Here is a 24,077-nt window from a genome sequence, read left to right on the forward strand (position 1 = left end):
GTCCCTAAGTCAAAATAATTCTTAAACATCGCTCACTTCCCGGTGCCGGGTGACGGGTTTAGCCCTCACTCCGGCCCTCCCCCGTAAGGGAGAGGGGGACGAAGAAATCCTGTTAACGCAGAACCAGCAGCAGGCCAAGTACCACAACGGCCCCGATGCTCATCGACGCAACATACCAGCGCAGGTAACCGTTCTCGCTTACCAGCAGGCCGCGGCCTGCGAAGCGGGAAAGAATTGCCGGAATGTTCATCAGCGCGTTCAGCGGGTCACGACGCAGCAGCCAGGCAATGCCGAGGAACGGCTTGACGAATACTTTGTCGTACAGCCAGTCGAAGCCCCATGCATGGAACCACCAGGTGCCGAAGAAGCGGCCCGGCGCGCTGTTAGCGATGGAGGTAACAAGCGTGCGTTTACCCAGCCACAGGAAGGCGGCAATCAGGATACCGGCGATAGCCACTACGCCCGAGATGATTTCCAGGGTCAGCACGCTGCCGTGGGCAAGCTCCGTCGTTTCCGGCAGTACGCCGCGCAGCGGTGGAACAATCATCGCGCCAACGAAGGTTGACAGCACCAGCAGCACAATCAGCGGCAGGTGGTGAGTAATGCCTTTGCCCGCGTGAGCGTGGATTTTCTCTTCGCCGTGGAAGACGATGAAAATCATGCGGAAGGTATACAGCGAGGTCATGAATGCCCCGACCAGGCCCGCAACCATCAGGTTGAGGTGGCCGTTCGCCATTGCACCGGCAAGAATTTCGTCCTTACTGAAGAAGCCTGCGGTGATCAGCGGCAGAGCAGACAGCGCCGCACCGCCCACCAGGAAGCAGACATACACCAGCGGGATAGACTTGCGCAGCCCGCCCATCTTGAAGATGTTTTGCTCGTGGTGACACGCCAGGATAACTGAACCGGAAGAGAGGAACAGCAATGCTTTAAAGAACGCGTGGGTCATCAGGTGGAAAATTGCCGCATCCCACGCCTGAACGCCCAGCGCCAGGAACATGTAGCCAATCTGGCTCATGGTGGAGTAAGCCAGCACGCGTTTGATGTCGGTCTGAACCAGCGCGGCAAAGCCTGCCAGCACCAGAGTGACCGCACCAATAATGCCGACCAGATGCAGAATTTCCGGGGTCATCAGGAACAGGCCGTGGGTACGGGCTATCAGATAGACACCTGCGGTAACCATGGTAGCCGCGTGGATAAGCGCAGAAACCGGCGTTGGGCCAGCCATCGCGTCGGCAAGCCAGGTCTGCAACGGCAGCTGAGCGGATTTACCTACCGCACCACCTAACAGCATCAGGGTTGCCCAGGTCAGCATCTGGTTACCGGCAGCAAAGTGCTGCGGCGCCAGCTCAACCATTTCGCGGAAGTTCAGCGTGCCCAGCTCGTTATAGAGAATGAACAGGCCGAAGGCCAGGAACACGTCGCCTACGCGAGTCACCACGAACGCTTTCATTGCCGCAGCGTTGTTCTTCGGATCGGTGTAATAGAAGCCGATCAGCAGGTAAGAACAGAGGCCCACGCCTTCCCAGCCGAGATACATCAGCAGCAGGTTATCGGCAAGAACCAGAACTACCATGCTGGCGATGAACAGGTTGGTGTAGGCGAAGAAGCGGGAGTAACCCTCTTCACCGCGCATATACCAGGAAGCAAACATGTGGATCAGGAAGCCAACGCCGGTGACCACGGAAAGCATGGTCAGGGAGAGGCCGTCCAGCACCAGATTGAAGCCGATATTGAAATCACCGACCGACATCCAGGTCCACAGCGGCTGGGTAAACGCCTGCTGGCCGTTGCTGAAGAAATCAACACCGGCAATCGCGGTCACTACCGCCGCCAGACCAACAGATCCCATCCCGACGGTAGCGGACAGGTTTTCTGACCAGCGCCCGCGGGAAAATGCCAACAGTACAAAGCCAATAAATGGCAGAACAATGGTTAACCAGAGAAGGTTCATCCACGCATCTCACTTACTGAATCGATATTCAGATTCTGGCGACGACGATGGAGCTGCAGTAACAGCGCGAGGCCAATACTGGCTTCGGCGGCAGCTAAGCTAATCGCGAGTATATACATCACCTGACCGTCAGCCTGGCCCCAGTAGCTACCGGCGACCACGAAGGCCAGCGCGGCGGCGTTGATCATCACTTCCAGGCTTATCAGCATAAACAGCAGGTTGCGACGGATAACCAAACCGGTCAGTCCCAGCACGAACAGAATGGCGGCGAGGATCAGTCCATGTTGCAGCGGGATCATACGTTCTCCTCCGTTTTTCTTCTCACGGCCATGTCGGACTGGCGGTTGCTCAGCACTTCACCGGCACGATCTTCACGCCCCAGATGGAACGCGACCACCAGGCCCGCCAGCAGCAGCATGGAGGCCAGCTCCACCGCAAGCACGTAAGGCCCGAACAGCGCGATACCGACCTGTTTAGCATCGATGGACGTGCCATCAATGCCCTGGTCGTTCACGGTACGGATAGCGTAAATCAGCACCACCAGCAGCACCGCAGAAAGGACGCCAGGCCCAATCCACAGCTGCGGCTTCAGCCACTCACGTTCCTGCTGCTGCACCGCGTTGCCGAGGTTAAGCATCATCACCACGAAGACAAACAGCACCATGATGGCCCCGGCGTAAACGATAATCTCCAGCGCACCGGCGAAGTAGGCCCCCAGGGAGAAGAATACCCCGGAGATAGCCAGCAGAGAGATAATCAAATACAGCAGCGCGTGCACCGGATTGGTGTGCGTGATCGTCCGCAAGGTAGTCAGGACGGCCACAATGGCGCAGATATAAAAAGCGAATTCCATTGCCTTGCTCCTTAAGGTAACAGGCCTTTGACGTCGATAGGCTTGGCTTCGTTTTCCGCTTCGCCCTTATCTTTGCCGTCGATTGCCATACCTGCCATCCGGTAGAAGTTATATTCCGGGTATTTGCCCGGACCGGAGATCAGCAGATCCTCTTTTTCGTACACCAGATCCTGGCGCTTGTACTCGCCCAGCTCGAAGTCCGGGGTAAGCTGGATCGCGGTGGTCGGGCAGGCTTCTTCACACAGGCCGCAGAAAATGCAGCGTGAGAAGTTGATGCGGAAGAATTCCGGATACCAACGGCCGTCCTGCATCTCGGCTTTTTGCAGAGAGATACAGCCTACCGGGCAGGCTACCGCACAAAGGTTACAGGCAACGCAGCGCTCTTCCCCGTCCGGGTCGCGCGTCAGCACGATACGGCCACGGTAGCGCGGCGGCAGATACACTGGTTCTTCCGGATACATGCGGGTTTCGCGTTTGGCGAAAGCGTGCATGCCAATCATCCAGATACTGCGTACCTGGGTGCCGAAACCAACCACTAACTCTTTCAATGTCATGGTTTTTTCACCCCTTATGGTGCCTGGTAAAGAATGACCGCGGCGGTCACCAGCAAGTTGACAAGCGTCAGCGGAAGGCAAACCTTCCAGCCGAAGGACATCACCTGGTCATAACGCGGACGAGGTAATGCGGCGCGAATCAAAATGAACATCATCATGAAGAACGCGGTTTTCAGCGCGAACCAGATGAACGGCGGTAACCACGGGCCATGCCAGCCACCAAAGAACAGCGTCACGATCAGCGCAGAGACGGTGACGATGCCGATATATTCCCCGACGAAGAACAGGCCGAACTTCATGCCGGAATATTCGATGTGATAACCATCGGCCAGTTCCTGCTCGGCTTCCGGTTGGTCAAACGGGTGACGGTGGCACACCGCAACCCCGGCAATCGCGAAGGTCACGAAGCCGAAGAACTGCGGGATAACGTTCCACAGATTTGCCTGGTTGTTGACGATGTCGGCCATATTAAAGGAACCGGCCTGCGCCACCACGCCCATCAGGGAAAGCCCCAGGAACACTTCGTAACTCAGGGTCTGCGCGGAAGCACGCATCGCACCAAGCAGGGAGTATTTGTTGTTGCTGGACCAGCCGGCAAACAGCACGGCGTATACCGCCAGGCCTGCCAGCATCAGGAAGAACAGAATGCCGATGTTCAGGTCCGCGACTACCCAGCTCGGGCTGACCGGCACAATGGCGAAGGCCAGCAGCAGCGAGGTAAAGGCAATCATCGGTGCCAGAGTAAAGATTACGCGGTCAGAGAAGCGCGGAACCCAGTCCTCTTTGAAGAACATCTTGATCATGTCCGCAACCAGCTGAAGTGAACCACCCCAGCCTACGCGGTTCGGTCCGTAGCGGTTCTGGAACAGACCGAGCAGGCGGCGTTCGCCGAAGCTCATGAATGCCCCACAGGTCACTACGACCAGCAGAATGACAACCGCTTTGAGGATGCTCAGCAGAATGTCGATAACTTCCGGTGTCAGCCAGCTCATTGCGCAGCCTCCTGCAGATTTTCAAGACGAGCACCCGCAAGCACAGGCGCGATTCCCGGCATCCCCATCGGTAAACCAACCTGACCGGCAACCAGCCCTTCGGACAGTTGCAGCGGCAGGCTCAGCGTCTGGCCTTCGTAGCTGAAGGAGACCAGGCTACCTGCGTTGACGCCAAGCTTCGCGGCATCGGCCGGGTTCAGCTTGATGTACGGCTCAACCATACGCTTCTGGAACACCGGAGAACGCTGGGACAGCTCGTCGCTACCGAACAGATGGTAGTAAGGAGCGATGAGCCATTTGCCCTCTTCCGCATGGAAGGTTTCCGGAACGGAAGTGAAGTAGTCCAGACCGTTTTCAGAGGCTTCAATCAGGCGAACACCCGGGTCGCCGTGGCGCAGGTGACCGCCCACTTCGGCCTGGAATTTGTTCCATGCCTGCGGGGAGTTCCAGCCTGGAGCCCAGGCAAACGGGATCTGCTGACGGTCGGCCAGCGGGCTGTTGTTCCCTTCCATAGAGAAGGCAAACATCGTGTCTTTATCCTGCGGCTGACGCGGCTCGTGCACGCTGATATTGGCGCGCATTGCGGTACGTCCGCTGGAGCGGATAGGAGAACGAGACAGCTTCTGGCCTTTAATGCGGAACGACGCATCCGGCGCGGCATCTTTGATACCGGCCAGCTGAGGCAGAGCCTTCACGCAGGCGTCGATAACGTCATCAAGCTGCGTCCAGTCAACTTCGCGACTCTGCACGGTGCTGTGCAGCGAGTGCAGCCAGCGCCAGCTTTCCAGCATGGTTACGCTGGTGTCGTAGTATGCCGGGTCGTAAACCTGGAAGAAGCGCTGTGCGCGGCCTTCGTTGTTGATTACCGTACCGTCGCTTTCGGCGAAGCTTGCAGCGGAAAGCACCAGATGGGCTTTATCCATGATGTCCGTGCGCTGATGGTCGATAACCATCACCAGCGGCGCTTTGCTCAGGGCAGCATCGACGCGGGCGGCGGAAGCGTGCCGGTGCAGGTCGTTTTCCAGCACCACTACCGCATCGGCAGCACCGCTTTCCAGCTCGCTTAACGCCTCTTCCAGAGAGCCACCGCCGATGATCCCCAGGCCAACGCTGTTAACCGCGCGGGCAATCATCGTCACGCCAACGTCTGCGCCGCGGCCTTTCAGGGCTTTAGCCACGTTAGCGGCAGCCTGAATAACGGCTTCGCTCCCGGCGTTGGTGCCGGAAACAATCAGCGGCCTCTTCGCACCGGCCAGCGCCTGTACGATGACGTCGACTTTATTTTTCAGGTCACGATCGAGTTCAACCGCCGGAGAGTTGTTGTCCAGCGCGTTGGCAATCGCAAAGCCGAGACGCGCCTGGTCTTCTACCGGAGCGCGGTAGGTCCACGCGGCGATATCATCCAGACGGGTGCTGTCTACGTTGGTCACGAACAGCGGATGTTTGGCGTGCTGGCCGATGTTCAGGATTGCAGCAATCTGCCAGTCGGCTACTTTCTGAGCCGCCGCCATTTCGCGAGCCTTCCCTTTCACCGCCTGGCGAATCGCCAGCGCGGCACGGGCGCCGGTCTGGGTAACGTCTTCGCCCAGAATCAGTACCGCATCGTAGGATTCGATTTCACGCAGAGCAGGAGTATGGATCCCGCTTTCACGCAGCACTTTCAGCATCAGCTGCAGGCGAGCCTGCTCACCAGCAGCAATGCCGGTGTAGAAGTTATCTGCCCCGACCAGTTCACGCAGCGCAAAGTTGCTTTCCACGCTGGCACGAGGTGAACCGATACCGATAACTTTCTTAGACTGGCGCAGGATATCCGCCGCGCCCTGCATCGCCTGCTCGGCGTTGAGGGTGATGAAGTCGTCCCCGCGGCGCTGAATTGGCTGGCGTGGACGGTCTTTCAGGTTAACGTAGCCGTAACCGAAACGACCGCGGTCGCACAGGAAATAGTGGTTCACGGTGCCGTTATAGCGGTTTTCGATGCGACGCAGTTCGCCATAACGTTCGCCCGGGCTGGTGTTACAGCCCAGAGAGCATTGCTGGCAGATGCTTGGCGCAAACTGCATATCCCACTTACGGTTGTAGCGCTCGGAGTGGGTCTTGTCCGTGAATACGCCGGTCGGGCAAATTTCTACCAGGTTACCGGAGAACTCGCTTTCCAGCGTGCCGTCTTCCGGGCGACCGAAGTAGACGTTGTCGTGTGCGCCATAAACGCCCAGATCTTTGCCGTCCGCATAGTCTTTGTAGTAACGCACGCAGCGGTAGCAGGCGATACAGCGGTTCATTTCGTGAGAGATGAACGGGCCGAGATCCTGATTGCGGTGGGTACGTTTGGTAAAGCGATAGCGGCGGAAACTATGACCGGTCATAACGGTCATATCCTGCAGGTGGCAGTTGCCGCCCTCTTCACAGACCGGACAATCGTGCGGGTGGTTAGTCATTAACCATTCCACAACGCTTTCGCGGAACTGTTTCGCTTCGCCGTCATCAATAGAGATGAAGGTGCCGTCGGAGGCCGGTGTCATACAGGACATCACCAGGCGACCGCGGGTGTCTTCAGCGTTCTGATATTGCTTCACCGCGCACTGGCGGCAAGCTCCGACGCTGCCCAGCGCCGGATGCCAGCAAAAATAAGGAATATCAAGGCCGAGGGAGAGACAAGCTTCAAGCAGGTTGTCCGCCCCGTTAACCTCGTATTCTTTGCCGTCTACATGAATCGTAGCCATAGTCAGCATGCTTCCAGTTGGCCTGAATAACTTCAGGCGTTAATCAAAAATTCTTGTGCAATGCACCCTCACCCGTTTTCGCTTTCTCCCTCGCCCCTTAGGGGAGAGGGCCGGGGTGAGGGGCTATATCACCAGCGCGTTTTTAACAGGTTCGGCTGAATGCCACTGATGGCACGCAGATTACCGAAGTCCTGTTTGGCAATGCCTGCTTCGAATTCGTCGCGGAAATATTTAATCGCACTCTGCAATGGCTCAACCGCACCCGGCGCGTGGGCACAGAAGGTTTTACCCGGTCCGAGGTGGCGGCACAGCTGCTCCAGGGTTTCGATATCCCCCGGCTGCCCTTCGCCACGCTCAAGCGCGCGCAGGATTTTTACGCTCCACGGCAGGCCATCGCGGCACGGCGTACACCAGCCACAGGATTCACGGGCAAAGAACTCTTCCAGGTTACGCACCAGCGGCACCATGCCAATTTCATGGTCAACCGCCATTGCCAGCGCCGTACCGAGACGGCTGCCTGCTTTACCAATACTTTCAAATTCCATCGGCAGGTCGAGGTGCGCTTCCGTCAGGAAGTCCGTCCCCGCCCCGCCCGGCTGCCAGGCTTTAAACTTCAGGCCATCACGCATGCCGCCGGCATATTCTTCAAGGATCTCACGCGCGGTCGTGCCGAAAGGCAGTTCCCAGACGCCAGGATTTTTCACGCGCCCGGAGAAGCCCATCAGCTTGGTACCTGCATCTTTACTCATGCCGCCGCCAATGCCCTGATACCACTCAACGCCGTTTGCGAGGATGGCAGGCACGTTGCACAGGGTTTCGACGTTGTTTACACAGGTCGGTTTACCCCATACGCCGCTTGAGGCCGGGAAAGGTGGCTTAGAGCGAGGGTTCGCGCGGCGACCTTCGAGGGAGTTAATCAGCGCGGTTTCTTCCCCGCAGATATAACGGCCCGCGCCGGTATGCACGATCAGCTCAAAATCAAAACCGGAGCCAAGAATGTTTTTGCCCAACAGGCCGGCTTCGGTCGCTTCGGCAATCGCACGGCGCAGATGAACCGCAGCCTCGATGTACTCGCCACGCAGGAAGATGTAACCGCGGTAGGCTTTCAGCGCGAAGGCGGAAATCAGCATGCCTTCCACCAGCAGGTGCGGCAGTTGCTCCATCAGCAGGCGGTCTTTATAGGTGCCCGGCTCCATCTCATCGGCGTTACACAGCAGGTAACGGATGTTCATGGACTCGTCTTTCGGCATCAGGCTCCACTTCAGACCGGTGGAAAAGCCCGCGCCGCCGCGCCCTTTCAGGCCAGCGTCTTTTACCGCATTAACGATTTCATCCGACGCCATGCTGGTCAGCGCTTTACGCGCGCCTTCATAACCGTTTTTACTGCGGTATTCATCCAGCCAGACCGGCTGTTTGTCATCGCGCAGACGCCAGGTCAGCGGATGAGTTTCGGCAGTACGAATAATCGTCTTCATTTATACTGCTCCAGCAAATCAGGGATTGCTTCCGGCGTCAGATGGCTGTGAGTATCCTCATCAATCATCATGGTCGGCCCTTTGTCGCAGTTGCCCAGGCAGCAGGTTGGCAGCAGGGTAAAGCGACCATCAAACGTGGTCTGGCCCGGTTTGATGTTCAGTTTTGCTTCAATAGCGGACTGAATGCCCTGGTAGCCGGTGATATGGCAAACCACGCTGTCGCAGTAGCGAATGACGTGGCGGCCCACCGGCTGGCGGAAGATTTGGCTGTAGAAAGTGGCCACACCTTCTACGTCGCTCGCCGGGATACCCAGCACGTCAGCGATAGCGTAGATAGCGCCGTCCGGCACCCAGCCGCGCTGTTTCTGAACGATTTTCAGCGCTTCGATAGAAGCCGCGCGTGCGTCTTCGTAATGGTGCTTCTCGTGCTCAATCGCCTCACGCTCTGCCGCACTCAGCTCAAAAGCCTCAGCCTGGTTTTGTTGGTTATCGTGCATAGTTAGCGATCCACATCAGACATTACAAAATCGATACTACCCAGATAGACAATCAGGTCAGAGACCAGGCTGCCGCGGATCGCCGCCGGAATTTGCTGCAGGTGCGCAAAGCTCGGAGTACGAATACGCGTACGGTAGCTCATGGTGCTAGCGTCGCTGGTCAGGTAGTAACTGTTAATCCCTTTCGTTGCCTCAATCATCTGGAAGGATTCGTTGGCCGGCATAACCGGGCCCCACGATACCTGCAGGAAGTGAGTGATCAGGGTTTCGATATGCTGCAGCGTGCGCTCTTTCGGCGGCGGCGTAGTCAGCGGATGATCCGCTTTGAACGGGCCGGCTGGCATATTTTTCAGGCACTGCTCAAGAATGCGCAGGCTCTGGCGAAGCTCTTCAACCTTCAGCATCACGCGGGTGTAGCAGTCGCTGATACCGCCGCCAACCGGCACTTCGAAGTCGAAGTTCTGGTAGCCAGAGTAAGGGCGAGCTTTACGGATGTCGAAGTCGATGCCGGTAGCACGCAGGCCAGCGCCGGTGGTGCCCCACTCCAACGCTTCTTTCGCGTTATAAGCGGCAACGCCCTGGGAGCGGCCTTTCAGAATGGTGTTACGCAGCGCGGCTTTTTCATACGAGTCGAGGCGTTTTGGCATCCACTCGAGGAACTCTTTCAGCAGGCGCTCCCAGCCTTTTGGCAGGTCATGCGCTACGCCGCCGATGCGGAACCAGGCCGGGTGCATACGGAAACCGGTAATCGCTTCAACCAGATCGTAGATTTTCTGACGATCGGTAAAGGCGAAGAACACCGGGGTCATCGCGCCCACGTCCTGAATAAAGGTGGAGATGTAAAGCAGGTGGCTGTTAATGCGGAACAGCTCGGACAGCATCACGCGGATAACTTCAACGCGCTCCGGCACCACGATACCGGCCAGTTTTTCAACCGCCAGCACGTAAGGCATTTCGTTCACGCAGCCGCCGAGGTACTCGATACGGTCGGTGTACGGAATGTAGCTGTGCCAGGACTGACGCTCGCCCATTTTCTCTGCGCCACGGTGGTGGTAACCGATGTCCGGCACGCAGTCGACGATTTCTTCGCCGTCCAGCTGCAGGACAATACGGAACGCACCGTGCGCGGACGGGTGGTTCGGACCAAGGTTCAGGAACATGAAGTCTTCATGCTCGCTGCTGCGCTTCATGCCCCACTCTTCAGGCTTGAAGGTCAGCGCTTCCATTTCCAGATCTTCTTTCTGTTTAGTCAGGATAAACGGATCGAATTCTGTGGCGCGCGCCGGGTAGTCTTTACGCAGCGGATGGCCTTCCCACGTTGGCGGCATCATGATGCGCGTCAGGTGCGGGTGACCATTGAAGGTAATACCAAACATTTCCCAGGTTTCACGCTCATACCAGTTGGCGTTGGGGAAGAGCTTGGTCAGCGTCGGCAGGTTCAGATCGTTTTCAGACAATGCCACCTTGAGCATGATATCGCGATTGCGTTCAATGGAAATCAGGTGGTAGAAAACGGAAAAATCCGCAGCCGGTAAACCGTTGCGGTGTGTGCGTAGACGCTCGTCCATGCCGTGCAGGTCGAACAACATGACGTAAGGCTTCGGTGATTTCTTCAGGAAATCGACAATTTCCAGTAACTGTTCACGCTTAACCCAGACTACGGGCACCCCGGTGCGGGTTGGCTGAACGGTAAAGGCATCCGGCCCAAAATGGTTACGCAATTCGCCAATGACCGGATCATCCAGATGATCCCTTGTCTGCCAGGCTGGCATGGCGGCTTCTTGCGCGGTTAAATCGGTCATATTTCTCACCATTGCAAATGGTTCTGTGGTGACTGCGCTCAGTGTCCTTGCTTTAATATTATTGATATACAAAGACTTTCACTGACCGCAGGCGCAAATTAAATTTCGTCCGGTGTCCGCAGATTGGTTACCGCAATACGTTCGCCGCGCTTACGCTCGCGTTCCGATTGCATGTTGGCGCGGTAAACACCCTGATCGCCAACAACCCACGACAGCGGGCGGCGTTCTTTACCAATCGACTCCTGCAGCAGCATCAGCGCCTGCATGTAGGCTTCCGGGCGCGGTGGGCAGCCAGGAATGTACACATCCACCGGCAGGAATTTATCTACGCCCTGCACAACGGAATAAATGTCATACATGCCGCCAGAGTTAGCGCAGGCACCCATGGAAATGACCCATTTAGGTTCCAGCATCTGATCGTAAAGACGCTGTATAACCGGAGCCATTTTGGTGAAGCATGTCCCTGCCACCACCATCAGGTCAGCCTGACGAGGGGAAGCACGTAGAACTTCTGCACCGAAACGAGCCACGTCATGTACAGCGGTAAACGACGTCACCATCTCTACATAACAGCAGGAAAGGCCAAAGTTATAAGGCCAGATTGAGTTTTTACGACCCCAGTTCACCATATCGTGCATGGCATGCTCGAGCTTGCCCATGTACACGCTGCGGTTAATCTCTTGCTCGAGGGGATCGGTTACGATCTCCTGCTTTTGCAGGGGGTAACGGTCATTCTCACCGTTGGGGTCTATGCGGGTGAGCGTATAGTCCATCTTATTGCCTCGCTGTTACTGCGTATGACGGTTAGTGCGACTGTCTGTTTCCGGGTTGATTTTCTCGCGGCGTGAACGCGCGGGAGTCCAATCCAGCGCACCAATGCGCACCAGATACACCAGACCAGCCAGTAGTACTAAAATGAAAATTGCGGCCTCGACGAAGCCAATCCAGCCGCTTTCGCGAATAGAAGTTGACCACGCGTAGAGATACAGGGCTTCCACGTCAAAGATGACGAAAAACATGGCAACCAGGTAAAACTTGGCGGAGAGACGTAACCGTGCCGTGCCAACGGAGTCGATGCCCGACTCGAAGGGGATGTTTTTGTGTCTTGCCTTTGCTCTTCCGCCGAGGAACCAGCCCCCGACAAGCATCAGACAGCACAAGCCAACGGCGACAATAAGAAAGACAGCGAACGCCCAGTGATGAGCGATAACTTCAGTGGATGTTGACATACTCATTGCTTACTCATCAAAAGTGGCGCCAAAGTCTCTGCTCTTACTGGCAGATGAACGCCACATCGATTCATGGGGAGGAACAATCAACCGTACAATAACTGCCGGAAATAATGCTTAGGCAGCCAATTGATGGGGTTTTTTACTCCTTTCTATAACCTTTTGTCAACTTTAACAAAAGTATCCACACATTAATTTACACCGACAGCAATTCATTAACATTTAATGCGTTAAAACTCATCAAAGCCGGCAAAATGCCCAGATTTAAATGAGGGTGAATCGTGTCCGTTCCGTGTGAAAAAAGAAACAGCCCCTATATTTTGGCAGGAAATCCCAACTATTCCTCCCCCCAATTGGGAGTATTTTCTTGATCTGAGACACGCTTTTGTTAATCCACTTCAAAAAGAAGCAACATTGTTATGCTTTTTTTGACATTAACCGGCAACAACCTCAGGTTTTTGTACACAAAACGCCCAAATCACAAAAATATCGCAATTATTTGAATTTATTGGAAATTATCAAGAAGGCCGGCACTTACCCTAAATTGAGCATAAAAAATGGGCCGTTGGTGCAAAAAGCATCTCCAACGGCCCATTTTTACATTTAATATTTTGTTACTAACTAGACTGCCCGCCGGTTATTCAAAATCCCCTTCTACCAGCAAAGTATCGCCACCTTCGTTATCAGCGGCTGAATACTGGTAAGGATTAGACGGCGTTCCCAGGGCGCTGAAGATGGCCTGGGCCAGCTCATTGCTGGTTTCCGGGTTCTTGCACAGCAGATATTCCGTCTCAGGCAGAATCGGTAGCCCTTCGGAACCGCCCAGAACCCGCAGTTCCGGGCTCATCATCTCAACCGGCCGGGCGGTAACGCCCAGCCCGGCTTTAACCGCCGCACGCACGGCAGCGAGCGTAGAGGCCACGTAAGAAATTCGCCATGGGATCTGATTGGCGTCAAGGTGCTCAATCATCATATCGCGGTACGGGCTGGGTTCATCCAGCATCACCAGCGGTAGCGCCTCTCCGTTCTGGAAAACGTAATCCGCCGCGCAGTACCAAAGCGTCGGCGAGGTACGCAGAACCACGGCATCAAAATGCGATGGATTAGACGTGGTTACGACCAGGTCGACTTCATGCTGGCTGAGCATTTCAATCATAAACGGGTTGCGCTTAACCCTGACATCCAGCGCCAGCTTCGGGTACACCGAGCTAATGCGGTTTAGCAGGAAAGGCAGAATAGTGTCTGCCGTTTCATCAGAAGCGCCGAGCGTCAACGAACCCTGCAGGTTATTAAACATTAACGAGGAGCAGGCTTCGTCATTGAAACGAAGGATTTTACGCGCGTAGCCAAGGAGTTGAATGCCGTGCTCGGTCAGGAGTTTATTACGACCATGTCGCGCAAAAAGCTCTTTCCCGACTAATTGCTCAAGGCGCTGCATCTGCTGGCTGACGGCGGATTGAGTTCGGCACACCGCTGCTGCTGCTGCGGCAAAGGTATTGAGATCGGCGACCGCAACGAATGTCCTCAGCAGATCGAGGTCGAGATTCAGTATCGGACGATTTGCGTTAATCATAATTTTTTCACTAATAGGTTGCTCTTTCGAGTCTGCCCTGGTTGTATTGCTATGATTTATCAAAGAGATAAAGCAATTCCTTTTTACCGAATGTCTCCGGTAGTGTTAGCCGTGATACGTTAGCGGCGCTTCTGTTTGTTATTTTTTTGTATTCCCCGGCGTGAAGCAATTACCCGAAACGCTCTCCTTCGGGGATATAACGCAGGTCGAATAAGATGCAAACCCCTATCTCATCTGACCAGTCGGCTATTTTAAAACCGGGTAATAACGGTCAATCAGCGACAAAACGACTTTTAATAAGCTCTTATATGATTATTTAACGGGTTGAATGACTATCCAGAGCATATCCCGTGCCAACTCCACAACCAGTTGAATAATAATAGTAATATTAAGCAACGCTAACTAAGTTCAGGCAACGCTTTGGAGGCGACACCAGAGCACACGCCGTTTTTCGCCGCTTATCTTACCTCAAAACTATATGTTTTATAACACATATTGCGAATTATCTGCCCGCATTCTCTTGCCACAATTTCATCACAGTTGATTATTCACAACGTTTTTTGAAGCGTAAAGCGCTCTATAATAAAAGGCTCATAATTATTGCCGCGGTATTTAACGCTTCACCAGCCCCGCCTTTTGATATACATCTCTTTACCCCCTTCTGTCATTAACCTCTTAATGATTTTAGCGTAAATATTAATTTTTCCTTATGTTTAGCCCCTGTTTTATGACTGGAGCAGCACCTCTCACTCGGCCAGCGCCACATTTGCAGAGCATCGCGTCATACAAAAAGCCAATGGCCAGATTTAAAATCCCACATAAGATAATTTAAAAGAATATTTGACTAGCAAAATTTATTTAAACCGCCACTGCCTTTACATTGTGCTGGACAGATAAATTACATTTCTAACCGCCCCTGCCTTCAAATCTCGACGCGGCAGGAGTACATTGTTGCGGTGCGCTTCCACGGCAGGACGCGAAATTAACAACAAAGGTCGAAGCTTCATGTCCCCCATCGAAAAATCCAGCAAACTTGATAATGTCTGTTATGACATCCGCGGCCCGGTTCTGAAAGAGGCTAAACGCCTTGAAGAAGAAGGCAATAAAGTGCTTAAGCTCAACATCGGCAACCCTGCGCCTTTTGGTTTTGAAGCGCCGGACGAGATCCTTGTTGACGTGATCCGCAATCTCCCAACCGCTCAGGGATACTGCGACTCAAAAGGGCTGTTCTCCGCCCGCAAGGCCATCATGCAGCATTATCAGGCGCGCGGGATGCGGGATGTCACCACCGAAGATATCTATATTGGTAACGGCGTTTCCGAACTCATCGTTCAGTCAATGCAGGCGCTGCTGAATAGCGGCGATGAAATGCTGGTTCCGGCACCAGACTACCCGCTGTGGACGGCGGCCGTTTCCTTGTCCAGCGGCAAAGCGGTACATTACCTGTGCGACGAAAGCTCAGACTGGTTCCCCGACCTCGATGATATCCGCGCCAAAATTACCCCACGCACTCGCGGCATCGTGATTATCAACCCGAACAACCCTACCGGCGCTGTATATTCAAAAGAGCTGCTGTTAGAAATTGTCGAAATCGCGCGCCAGCATAACCTGATAATCTTTGCCGATGAGATTTACGACAAGATCCTTTATGACGAAGCGGTGCACCATTCCATCGCCGCGCTGGCGCCGGACCTGCTGACCATCACCTTTAACGGTCTGTCAAAAACCTACCGTGTTGCGGGCTTCCGCCAGGGCTGGATGGTACTGAACGGGCCGAAAAAACACGCCAAAGGCTATATAGAAGGTCTGGAAATGCTGGCCTCGATGCGCCTGTGCGCCAACGTACCGGCCCAGCATGCTATTCAGACCGCGCTCGGCGGCTACCAGAGCATTAGCGAATTCATCGTTCCCGGCGGCCGCCTGTACGAGCAACGCAACCGGGCATGGGAGCTAATCAACGAAATCCCGGGCGTTTCCTGCGTGAAGCCTCGCGGTGCGCTGTATATGTTCCCGAAAATTGACGCTAAGCGCTTTAATATCCACGACGACCAAAAAATGGTGCTGGACTTCCTGTTACAGGAAAAAGTGCTGCTGGTTCAGGGCACCGCCTTCAACTGGCCGTGGCCGGACCATGTGCGTATCGTTACGCTGCCGCGCGTTGACGACCTGGAAATGTCTATCGCCAAGCTTGGCCGCTTCCTCGGCCATTATCACCAGTAAACCCGTGGCTAAGGGGGATTTGCAATGTCCCCCTTTTTCGCCGCACAATGACTTCACCGAGTTGTAACCGCGAGAACGTCATGAGTCAGAGCCACTTCTTTGCCCACCTCTCCCGCCTGAAATTAATCAACCGCTGGCCGCTAATGCGCAATGTTCGAACCGAAAACGTGTCGGAACACAGCCTGCAGGTCGCGATGGTTGCCCACGCTCTGGCGGTCATAAAGAACCGAAAGTTCAGCGGCAATGTGAATGCCGAGCGTATTGCGCTGCTGGCGATGTACCACGATGCCAGCGAAGTGCTTACCGGGGATCTGCCCACGCCGGTAAAATACTTCAATTCGCAGATTGCCCATGAGTACAAAGCGATTGAGAAAATTGCCCAGCAGAAGCTGATTGAGATGGTGCCGGAAGAGCTGCGCGACATCTGGGAACCGCTGATCGACGAGCACAGCTACAGCGAAGATGAGAAAGCGCTGGTCAAGCAGGCTGACGCACTCTGTGCCTATCTGAAGTGTCTGGAAGAGCTGTCGGCGGGTAATAACGAGTTTTTACTGGCAAAAGGACGGCTGGAAAAGACGCTTGCCGAGCGCCATAGCGAAGAGATGGACTATTTTATGCGTGTCTTCGTCCCAAGTTTCCAGCTTTCTCTGGATGAGATTAGCCAGGACTCACCGCTTTAAACACTTCCCCTCGCCCTGACCCTCTCCCCAAAAGGGCGAGGGGGCTAAAAACACCCCCCATATACTCAGAGCGGTTTTCTCCTTTCCCCAAAGAGGAGGCAGGGATGAGGGTAAGTATCAGAACGGGAATAACATCGGCACCATGACCACGCTGACGATCATCACAATGATAGTAAACGGCACGCCCAGCTTCACAAAGTCGCTAAACTTGTAGTTCCCCGGTGCCATAACCAGCGTATTCACCGGCGATGAGACCGGCGTCATAAACGCCGCGGACGCGGCCAGGGCTACAATCATCGCGAAAGGATAAGGCGAAACGCCCATCGACTTCGCCGCGGCCAGCGCAATTGGCGCCATCAATACCGCAGTGGCGGTATTAGAGATAAACAGCCCGATTGTCGCGCACATCACAAACAGGCAAACCAGCATAATGTAAGGCCCGTAGCCGCCGCCAAACTCCATCAGCCCGCGGACAATTAAATCCACCCCGCCGGTTTTTTGCAGCGCCAGGGCAAAAGGCATCATGCCGACGATAAGGATAATGCTCGGCCAGTGAATCGCCTTGTAGGCGCTCTCCATATCAATACAGCGGAATTTGCCCATCAGCATACAGGCGATAATGGCGGCAATCGGGTTAGGAATTTCATCGGTCAGCATCAGCGCAACCATCAGCGCCAGGCAGAAAATAGCGTGCGGAGCCTGGCTATGGGCGGGAGACGCGTCCCTCTCTTCCACCGGCAAGTTCAGCACCAGGAAGTCACGGCTCTGCTGCGAAAGCTCCTTGATTAACTTCCAGTCGCCGACCACCAGCATGATATCGCCAAGCTCAATGGGTTCATTAACCAGCGCGCCTTCAATGGCCTCTCCGCTGCGCCGCAGCCCAACAACGTTAAGCCCGTAGCGGGTTCGGAACGCCATCTCTCTCAGCGTTTGCCCGGTCAGCTCTGACTCCGGCACCAGCGACACTTCGGCCATGCCGACGTCGAGGGCCTGGTCAGAAAAATATTCGCCACGCAGGATGAGCGGCTCCAGCATTTGCTCGCCGCAAAACTCCCGCAAATCCACTTCAGAAGCAGACATGTCTATCAGAAGAACATCACCGGAACGGAACTCTGTAATGCCGGTAACGTTGACGATGACCCGGCGGAACCTGCGCCAGCGCTCAATACCGATAACGTTGGCTCCGTAACGCTCGCGCAGCTTCAGGTCATCAAGCCTGCGGCCAACCATGGGCGAGCCGGAGCGAATCGCCAGCCGACGCGCTCGCCCGGTAAGGCGATAATCTTTGATCAGATCTCGAAAAGAACGGCGCTTCCAGCTCTCTTTCCCCGGCTCTTCGCCCTGCCCTTTAAGCGCAAAGCGCACCACCAGCATATAGAGAACACCCAGCACCAGAACCGCCAGGCCGATTGGCGTCACGCTGAAAAACTGGAAGCCCTCCAGCCCTTCACGCAGCAATTCGCTGTTAATCACCAGGTTCGGCGGGGTCGCGACCAGCGTCATCATGCCGCTGATTAGCCCGGCAAAGCTTAGCGGCATCATCAGTCTGGAAGGCGGGATTTTCATTCGCATTGAAACGCTAAGAACCACCGGGATAAAGATAGCCACTACGCCGGTTGAGCTCATAAACGCTCCAAGGCCGGCCACGGTGACCATTAACAAAACCAGCATTTTGGTTTCGCTGCTGCCTGCAACCTCAACCAGCCAGCTGCCCATTTTGGTTGCCACGCCGGTGCGGACCAGCCCGTCGCCGATGATAAACAGCGCGGCTATCAGGATGACATTAGGATCGCTGAACCCGGAAAACGCTTCACTGAGGCTCAAGGTGCCGCTGAGAACAAAAGCGACGATCACCAACAGGGCCACCGCATCCATTCGCATCTTCCCGGTAGCGAACAGCAGCACGGCAATGCCCAATAATGACAATACCCAAATGAGTTCCGAATTCAAAACGAGTCCCTGTATGGCAGAAAGTAGATGAATTGAATGTAGACGAGAATGCCATAAAAAAACCCCGCAAATGCGGGGTCAAATCATGGGATTAGTGTTTTCTTAACACTTCGACGCTGCCGTCGGGGGATTTTTGAATCAGCAATTCGGTGAGCGAGGAAAGGGCATAATCCACGTGCTCCAGCCGCGGCGTATCCGCCGGGGCATTAACAGCGATAACGTGGCAACCGGCCGCAAGACCAGACAGCACGCCAGCGGGCGCATCTTCAACAACTACGCACTCTTCCGGCTCAAGGCCCAGCAGCTGAGCACCCAGCAGGTAAGCGTCCGGCTCCGGTTTGCCACGCGCAACGCGCTCTGCGGTCACAAAAACTTCCGGCTCCGGCAGGCCACCCGCTTTACGGCGAGCGGATGCAACCGGCACGGAGCCGGAGGTAACGATAGCCCACGGAATACCGGCCTCGTTCAGATGAGCCAGCAGCTCTGCGGCACCCGGCAGCGCAACGATGCCGTCGGTGTCTTCAGACTCCAGCTTCTCAAGGCGCAGAAACTCCTGCTGGATCTCCTCTTCAGCGGCACCGGCCATAAAGTGGCGCAATGAAGTAATCGCCTGCTTGCCGTGGATGAAGCCTAATACCTCTTCCGGGGAAATATCAAAACGCTTCGCCCAGTTAACCCACGCGCGCTCAACGGCAGGCAGGGAATCGACCAGCGTACCATCCAAATCAAACAAGAAACCTTTACACTTCACTACGCTCTCTCCTCAGGCATTGGTAATCTGCGCAATCTCGTTGGCGCTTAAATGATACTGGCGCGGGCAGGCGTGCCACACTTTCAGCATTCGTTGGTATTTGTCCCACATTGGGGTTTGCGCGTTGAAGCCGTGCGTTCCCGCGTCGAAATGGGTGTAACGCCCTTCGATATTCACCATAAAGCGAACATAACCGAGGAAGCGGGCTTCGGTCGCGGCATCAAAGCCCATAAAGGTGACGCGGCGTTCGTCGATGTCCTGGCTATCTTTCAGGTTGGTCCAGGAAACGTGCAGCGCGTGGTACATCTCCATGATGTCGATGACGATGCGGCAGGTCTCTTCTTTCAGCTCGCCAAATTCACGATCCAGCTCGCGCATTTGCAGGCCATAGCCGCGTTCGATAATGGTTTGCAGACGACGATAGCGCTCGGCGTTATCCGGGTCCATCATCGTCATCATCTTGTACTGGTTGGATAAAATCAGACGTTGCGCGTTAGTCATTTCCATTTCCTGACTCCTTTAGTGCATGGAAAATTCAGGTTATGACGAAGATAACCTGTAAGAAAGTATGCCTTCCTTTATATGCGCAACCGTAGGGTAATTACAAATCATCCAGGAAAGTTTTATCCAGCTGTTTGAACGCGCGCTTAAGCACGTCCGCCAGCGCCTGATAGTCCGGCTTGCCTTCTACTGGTGCCAGCGCCTGGCCCGCTTCCTGAAGTTTCACACGAACTTCATAAAACCATTGTAAGGTCGTCGGCGGGAGCGGCGTAACCGAGCGCTTGCCCAGCCACCATAAGCCCTGCATCGGCAGGCTACAGGCAAAAAGAGCCGTAGCCACCGCCGGGCCAAGCTGGCCGCCAAGGGCAATCTGCCAGCTCAGGGTGAATACCGCCAGCGGCGGCATAAAGCGAATGGCGTAGCGGGTGGCACGAATCACACGGTTTTCGATAAAAACCGGCGCCAGGCGCTTATCCAGCGGCCAGGTCTTCGAGTAATGTTGCCCACGTCCGAACAGGCTAAACCAGCTTACATGGCTATTCTGGGGTGTCGACATGGCTCATACCTCAACTCTACATATAAAAAATAAAATAATTTTGCAACACAGCAACTCTAAATGACATCGTTCAAAAAATTTTGTCTTTACGAGTCTCTATCTGCTACCCTGTGCCGGCCTTTGATGGCCGTAGTTGGGAAACAACACGCTGTCAAACATTCTTTTACATCGCCGTGACCTGCAGCTTCGGTAATATGGCGTAAACTCTGAGTAATTTTATTCGCCATGCCAAAAAACGCTTCTGGCATGACGTTAATCATAAATGTCCGCGTCATCATGCGCTACGCTGATAGACTAACTGACGTTTTTTTAGCCACGTATCAAAAATAGGTACTTCCATGTCGAGTAAGCTAGTACTGGTTCTGAACTGCGGTAGCTCATCACTGAAATTCGCAATTATCGATGCTGTAAACGGTGAAGAGTACCTTTCTGGTTTAGCAGAATGTTTCCACCTTCCTGAAGCCCGCATCAAATGGAAACTGGAAGGCGCTAAACAAGAAGCGGCTCTGGGTGCAGGTGCCGCTCACAGCGAAGCTCTTAACTTCATCGTTAATAAGATTCTGGCAGAAAAACCAGAATTGTCTGCTCAGCTGACCGCTATTGGTCACCGTATCGTACACGGCGGCGAAAAATACACCAGCTCAGTAGTGATTGACGATTCTGTTATTCAGGGTATCAAAGATTCTGCCTCTTTTGCACCGCTGCATAACCCGGCACACCTGATTGGCATCGCTGAAGCGCTGAAATCCTTCCCTAATCTGGCTGATAAAAACGTTGCCGTGTTCGACACCGCGTTCCATCAGACTATGCCGGAAGAGTCTTACCTCTATGCCCTGCCGTACAAACTGTACAAAGAGCACGGCGTTCGTCGCTATGGCGCACACGGCACCAGCCACTTCTACGTGACTCAGGAAGCAGCAAAAATGCTGAACAAGCCGGTTGATGAACTGAACATCATCACCTGCCACCTGGGCAACGGCGGTTCCGTTTCCGCTATCCGTAACGGCAAATGCGTTGACACCTCCATGGGTCTGACCCCGCTGGAAGGCCTGGTCATGGGCACCCGTTCCGGCGACATCGACCCGGCAATCATCTTCCACCTGCACGACACTCTGGGCATGAGCGTGGAAGACATCAACAAAATGCTGACCAAAGAGTCCGGCCTGCTGGGTCTGACCGAAGTCACCAGCGACTGCCGCTATGTTGAAGACAACTACACCACTAAAGAAGACGCTAAACGTGCAATGGACGTTTACTGCCACCGTCTGGCGAAGTACATCGGCTCTTACACCGCGCTGATGGAAGGCCGTCTGGACTCAGTAGTCTTCACCGGCGGTATCGGTGAAAACGCCGCAATGGTACGTGAGCTGTCTCTGGGCAAACTGGGCGTACTGGGCTTCGACGTTGACCACGAGCGCAACCTGGCCGCACGTTTTGGCAAGTCTGGCTTCATCAACAAAGAAGGCACTCGCCCGGCGGTGGTCATCACCACCAACGAAGAGCTGGTCATTGCGCAAGACGCATCCCGCCTGACCGCCTGATTCCCTCGCCGCCAGCCTTAGCTGGCGGTGTTGTTTTCTGAGTCGAGTGAGCCTGAGTGCTCGCGAAAACGAAAGAGGTTATACCGTGTCCCGTACTATTATGCTGATCCCTACCGGAACCAGCGTCGGCCTTACCAGCGTAAGCCTAGGCGTTATCCGTGCTATGGAACAAAAAGGCGTTCGCCTGAGCGTCTTCAAACCTATCGCCCAGCCGCGTACCGGTGGCGATAGCCCGGACCAGACCACCAGCATCATCCGCGCTAACTCCACCATCCCGGCCGCTGAGCCGCTGAACATGGGCCACGTTGAGTCCCTGCTGTCCAGCAATCAGCAGGACGTGCTGATGGAAGAGATTATCGCCAACTACCACGCCAGCAGCAAAGATGCTGAAGTGGTGCTGGTTGAAGGCCTGGTGCCGACCCGCAAACATCAGTTTGCTCAGGCGCTGAACTACGAAATTGCCAAAACCCTGAATGCCGAAATCGTCTTCGTTATGTCTCTGGGCAACGACTCTCCGGAGCAGCTTAAAGAGCGTATCGAACTGACCAGCAGCAGCTTCGGCGGCAGCAAAAACACCAACATCACCGGCGTGATTATCAACAAGCTGAACGCCCCGGTTGATGAGCAGGGCCGCACCCGTCCTGACCTGTCTGAAATCTTCGACGACTCCAGCAAAGCCAGCATCGCGAATATCGATCCTAAGCAGCTGTTTGCCGACAGCCCGCTGCCGGTTCTGGGCTGCGTGCCGTGGAGCTTCGAGCTTATCGCCACCCGCGCTATCGACATGGCTCGCCACCTGAATGCGACCGTGATCAACGAAGGTGACATCAATACTCGCCGCGTGAAGTCCGTAACCTTCTGCGCGCGCAGCATCCCACACATGCTGGAACACTTCCGCCCTGGCTCCCTGCTGGTTACCTCAGCAGACCGCCCGGACGTGCTGGTTGCCGCCTGTCTGGCCGCAATGAACGGCGTTGAAATCGGCGCAATTCTGCTGACCGGCGGGTACGAAATGGACCCGCGCATCAGCAAGCTGTGCGAGCGTGCATTCGCGACCGGCCTGCCGCTGTTCATGGTTGACACCAACACCTGGCAGACTTCTCTGAGCCTGCAGAGCTTCAACCTGGAAGTCCCAACCGACGACCATCAGCGTATCGAAAAAGTGCAGGAATATGTGGCAAGCCACATCGATGCCAACTGGATCGAATCCCTGACCGCGACCTCCGAGCGTAGCCGCCGCCTGTCTCCTCCTGCGTTCCGCTACCAGCTGACCGAACTGGCCCGTAAAGCCGGTAAACGCGTTGTGCTGCCGGAAGGTGACGAGCCGCGTACCGTTAAAGCCGCTGCAATCTGTGCAGAGCGCGGCATCGCGACCTGCGTGCTGCTGGGTAACCCGGATGAAATCACCCGCGTTGCTGCCGCTCAGGGCGTAGAACTGGGCGCCGGCATTGAAATCGTTGATCCTGAAGTGGTTCGCGAAAGCTACGTTGCTCGCCTGGTTGAGCTGCGTAAGAGCAAAGGCATGACCGAAGCCGTTGCCCGCGAACAGCTGGAAGACAACGTGGTTCTGGGTACGCTGATGCTGGAACAGGACGAAGTTGACGGCCTGGTTTCCGGTGCGGTTCACACCACCGCGAACACCATTCGTCCGCCTCTGCAGCTGATCAAAACTGCACCGGGCAGCTCCCTGGTTTCTTCCGTGTTCTTCATGCTGCTGCCTGAACAGGTTTACGTTTACGGCGACTGTGCGATTAACCCGGACCCAACCGCTGAGCAGCTGGCAGAAATCGCGATTCAGTCCGCTGACTCCGCTGCCGCATTCGGTATTGACCCACGCGTTGCAATGCTGTCTTACTCCACCGGCAACTCCGGCGCGGGTAGCGACGTTGAGAAAGTGCGTGAAGCAACCCGTATCGCTCAGGAAAAACGCCCTGACCTGGTTATCGACGGCCCGCTGCAGTACGACGCAGCAGTTATGGCTGACGTTGCCAAGTCTAAAGCGCCAAACTCTCCTGTTGCCGGGCGTGCTACCGTGTTCATCTTCCCTGACCTGAACACCGGTAACACCACTTATAAAGCGGTACAGCGTTCTGCCGACCTGATCTCCATCGGGCCGATGCTGCAGGGTATGCGCAAGCCGGTTAACGACCTGTCCCGTGGCGCGCTGGTTGACGATATCGTCTACACCATCGCTCTGACCGCGATTCAGTCCGCTCAGCAAGAGTAATC

20 protein-coding genes are annotated in these 24,077 nt (G+C 55.2%); 4 read left to right on the forward strand and 16 right to left on the reverse strand.

Features of this window, described 5'->3' with window-relative positions:
- Positions 1–112 precede the first annotated feature (112 nt).
- From nuoL to lrhA, 12 genes are all read right to left on the reverse strand, one after another.
- Positions 113–1,954 (reverse strand): NADH-quinone oxidoreductase subunit L, encoded by a 1,842-nt coding sequence (nuoL, locus tag HMPREF0201_RS14245; protein ID WP_016537429.1) that lies wholly within the window; start codon positions 1,952–1,954, stop codon positions 113–115.
- Positions 1,951–2,253, reverse strand: a complete 303-nt coding sequence (nuoK, locus tag HMPREF0201_RS14250; protein ID WP_008459783.1) for an NADH-quinone oxidoreductase subunit NuoK — start codon at positions 2,251–2,253, stop codon at positions 1,951–1,953. Before nuoK ends, nuoL begins: the two co-directional genes overlap by 4 nt.
- Positions 2,250–2,807, reverse strand: coding sequence for an NADH-quinone oxidoreductase subunit J (nuoJ, locus tag HMPREF0201_RS14255; protein WP_016537430.1), 558 nt, complete (start codon positions 2,805–2,807; stop codon positions 2,250–2,252). The genes nuoK and nuoJ overlap by 4 nt, the downstream gene beginning before the upstream one ends.
- 11 nt (positions 2,808–2,818) lie before the next feature.
- The gene (gene nuoI / locus HMPREF0201_RS14260) at positions 2,819–3,361 is read right to left on the reverse strand and encodes an NADH-quinone oxidoreductase subunit NuoI (protein WP_016537431.1); all 543 of its coding nucleotides are present in this window, start codon (positions 3,359–3,361) and stop codon (positions 2,819–2,821) included.
- Positions 3,362–3,375: 14 nt separating this feature from the next.
- A complete protein-coding gene (gene nuoH, locus HMPREF0201_RS14265; RefSeq protein ID WP_016537432.1) occupies positions 3,376–4,353 on the reverse strand; it encodes an NADH-quinone oxidoreductase subunit NuoH in 978 nt (325 codons plus the stop codon).
- Positions 4,350–7,073 carry an NADH-quinone oxidoreductase subunit NuoG gene (nuoG, locus tag HMPREF0201_RS14270; protein WP_039899371.1) on the reverse strand — a complete coding sequence of 908 codons (2,724 nt, stop codon included), beginning with the start codon at positions 7,071–7,073 and terminating at the stop codon, positions 4,350–4,352. The genes nuoH and nuoG overlap by 4 nt, the downstream gene beginning before the upstream one ends.
- A 128-nt stretch (positions 7,074–7,201) precedes the next feature.
- On the reverse strand, positions 7,202–8,548 hold the full coding sequence (nuoF, locus tag HMPREF0201_RS14275; protein WP_016537434.1) for an NADH-quinone oxidoreductase subunit NuoF: 1,347 nt from the start codon (positions 8,546–8,548) through the stop codon (positions 7,202–7,204).
- Complete coding sequence (nuoE, locus tag HMPREF0201_RS14280; RefSeq protein ID WP_008459776.1) at positions 8,545–9,045, reverse strand: NADH-quinone oxidoreductase subunit NuoE; 501 nt, start codon at positions 9,043–9,045, stop codon at positions 8,545–8,547. The genes nuoF and nuoE overlap by 4 nt, the downstream gene beginning before the upstream one ends.
- 2 nt (positions 9,046–9,047) lie before the next feature.
- Entirely contained in the window at positions 9,048–10,859 is a 1,812-nt protein-coding gene (gene nuoC, locus HMPREF0201_RS14285) for an NADH-quinone oxidoreductase subunit C/D (protein WP_016537435.1), read from the reverse strand.
- A gap of 86 nt (positions 10,860–10,945) precedes the next feature.
- Entirely contained in the window at positions 10,946–11,620 is a 675-nt protein-coding gene (gene nuoB / locus HMPREF0201_RS14290; RefSeq protein WP_016537436.1) for an NADH-quinone oxidoreductase subunit NuoB, read from the reverse strand.
- Between the two features lie 15 nt (positions 11,621–11,635).
- Complete coding sequence (nuoA, locus tag HMPREF0201_RS14295) at positions 11,636–12,082, reverse strand: NADH-quinone oxidoreductase subunit NuoA (protein WP_016537437.1); 447 nt, start codon at positions 12,080–12,082, stop codon at positions 11,636–11,638.
- A gap of 631 nt (positions 12,083–12,713) precedes the next feature.
- A complete protein-coding gene (lrhA, locus tag HMPREF0201_RS14300; protein WP_016537439.1) occupies positions 12,714–13,649 on the reverse strand; it encodes a transcriptional regulator LrhA in 936 nt (311 codons plus the stop codon).
- Positions 13,650–14,654: 1,005 nt separating this feature from the next.
- Here lrhA and alaA point away from each other — a divergent pair.
- Both alaA and yfbR read left to right on the forward strand, forming a co-directional pair.
- A complete protein-coding gene (gene alaA, locus HMPREF0201_RS14305; RefSeq protein ID WP_016537441.1) occupies positions 14,655–15,869 on the forward strand; it encodes an alanine transaminase AlaA in 1,215 nt (404 codons plus the stop codon).
- A gap of 80 nt (positions 15,870–15,949) precedes the next feature.
- Positions 15,950–16,549: a 5'-deoxynucleotidase gene (yfbR, locus tag HMPREF0201_RS14310; RefSeq protein ID WP_016537442.1), complete on the forward strand. Its 600-nt coding sequence runs from the start codon at positions 15,950–15,952 to the stop codon at positions 16,547–16,549.
- Positions 16,550–16,666: 117 nt separating this feature from the next.
- On the opposite strand, the gene HMPREF0201_RS14315 is transcribed toward yfbR, so the two are convergent.
- From HMPREF0201_RS14315 to yfbV, 4 genes are all read right to left on the reverse strand, one after another.
- Positions 16,667–18,499, reverse strand: coding sequence for an SLC13 family permease (locus HMPREF0201_RS14315; RefSeq protein ID WP_039898505.1), 1,833 nt, complete (start codon positions 18,497–18,499; stop codon positions 16,667–16,669).
- Between the two features lie 91 nt (positions 18,500–18,590).
- The gene (locus HMPREF0201_RS14320) at positions 18,591–19,250 is read right to left on the reverse strand and encodes a sugar phosphatase (RefSeq protein ID WP_016537444.1); all 660 of its coding nucleotides are present in this window, start codon (positions 19,248–19,250) and stop codon (positions 18,591–18,593) included.
- A 12-nt stretch (positions 19,251–19,262) separates the two neighbouring features.
- Positions 19,263–19,757 carry a YfbU family protein gene (locus HMPREF0201_RS14325; protein ID WP_016537445.1) on the reverse strand — a complete coding sequence of 165 codons (495 nt, stop codon included), beginning with the start codon at positions 19,755–19,757 and terminating at the stop codon, positions 19,263–19,265.
- Positions 19,758–19,851: 94 nt separating this feature from the next.
- Complete coding sequence (gene yfbV / locus HMPREF0201_RS14330; RefSeq protein WP_016537446.1) at positions 19,852–20,307, reverse strand: terminus macrodomain insulation protein YfbV; 456 nt, start codon at positions 20,305–20,307, stop codon at positions 19,852–19,854.
- A 338-nt stretch (positions 20,308–20,645) separates the two neighbouring features.
- Between yfbV and ackA the strand changes: the two genes are divergently transcribed.
- Both ackA and pta read left to right on the forward strand, forming a co-directional pair.
- On the forward strand, positions 20,646–21,848 hold the full coding sequence (ackA, locus tag HMPREF0201_RS14335; protein ID WP_016537448.1) for an acetate kinase: 1,203 nt from the start codon (positions 20,646–20,648) through the stop codon (positions 21,846–21,848).
- Between the two features lie 85 nt (positions 21,849–21,933).
- Entirely contained in the window at positions 21,934–24,075 is a 2,142-nt protein-coding gene (gene pta / locus HMPREF0201_RS14340; protein WP_038483321.1) for a phosphate acetyltransferase, read from the forward strand.
- Positions 24,076–24,077 lie beyond the last annotated feature (2 nt).

It is taken from the genome of Cedecea davisae DSM 4568 (assembly GCF_000412335.2).
GTDB lineage: Bacteria > Pseudomonadota > Gammaproteobacteria > Enterobacterales > Enterobacteriaceae > Cedecea > Cedecea davisae.

Coding starts and splice junctions, on each gene's coding strand:
- nuoL (WP_016537429.1), bottom strand. CDS start 1,954: ATGAACCTTCTCTGGTTAACCATTGTTCTGCCATTTATTGGCTTTGTA.
- nuoK (WP_008459783.1), bottom strand. CDS start 2,253: ATGATCCCGCTGCAACATGGACTGATCCTCGCCGCCATTCTGTTCGTG.
- nuoJ (WP_016537430.1), bottom strand. CDS start 2,807: ATGGAATTCGCTTTTTATATCTGCGCCATTGTGGCCGTCCTGACTACC.
- nuoI (WP_016537431.1), bottom strand. CDS start 3,361: ATGACATTGAAAGAGTTAGTGGTTGGTTTCGGCACCCAGGTACGCAGT.
- nuoH (WP_016537432.1), bottom strand. CDS start 4,353: ATGAGCTGGCTGACACCGGAAGTTATCGACATTCTGCTGAGCATCCTC.
- nuoG (WP_039899371.1), bottom strand. CDS start 7,073: ATGGCTACGATTCATGTAGACGGCAAAGAATACGAGGTTAACGGGGCG.
- nuoF (WP_016537434.1), bottom strand. CDS start 8,548: ATGAAGACGATTATTCGTACTGCCGAAACTCATCCGCTGACCTGGCGT.
- nuoE (WP_008459776.1), bottom strand. CDS start 9,045: ATGCACGATAACCAACAAAACCAGGCTGAGGCTTTTGAGCTGAGTGCG.
- nuoC (WP_016537435.1), bottom strand. CDS start 10,859: ATGGTGAGAAATATGACCGATTTAACCGCGCAAGAAGCCGCCATGCCA.
- nuoB (WP_016537436.1), bottom strand. CDS start 11,620: ATGGACTATACGCTCACCCGCATAGACCCCAACGGTGAGAATGACCGT.
- nuoA (WP_016537437.1), bottom strand. CDS start 12,082: ATGAGTATGTCAACATCCACTGAAGTTATCGCTCATCACTGGGCGTTC.
- lrhA (WP_016537439.1), bottom strand. CDS start 13,649: ATGATTAACGCAAATCGTCCGATACTGAATCTCGACCTCGATCTGCTG.
- alaA (WP_016537441.1), top strand. CDS start 14,655: ATGTCCCCCATCGAAAAATCCAGCAAACTTGATAATGTCTGTTATGAC.
- yfbR (WP_016537442.1), top strand. CDS start 15,950: ATGAGTCAGAGCCACTTCTTTGCCCACCTCTCCCGCCTGAAATTAATC.
- HMPREF0201_RS14325 (WP_016537445.1), bottom strand. CDS start 19,757: ATGGAAATGACTAACGCGCAACGTCTGATTTTATCCAACCAGTACAAG.
- yfbV (WP_016537446.1), bottom strand. CDS start 20,307: ATGTCGACACCCCAGAATAGCCATGTAAGCTGGTTTAGCCTGTTCGGA.
- ackA (WP_016537448.1), top strand. CDS start 20,646: ATGTCGAGTAAGCTAGTACTGGTTCTGAACTGCGGTAGCTCATCACTG.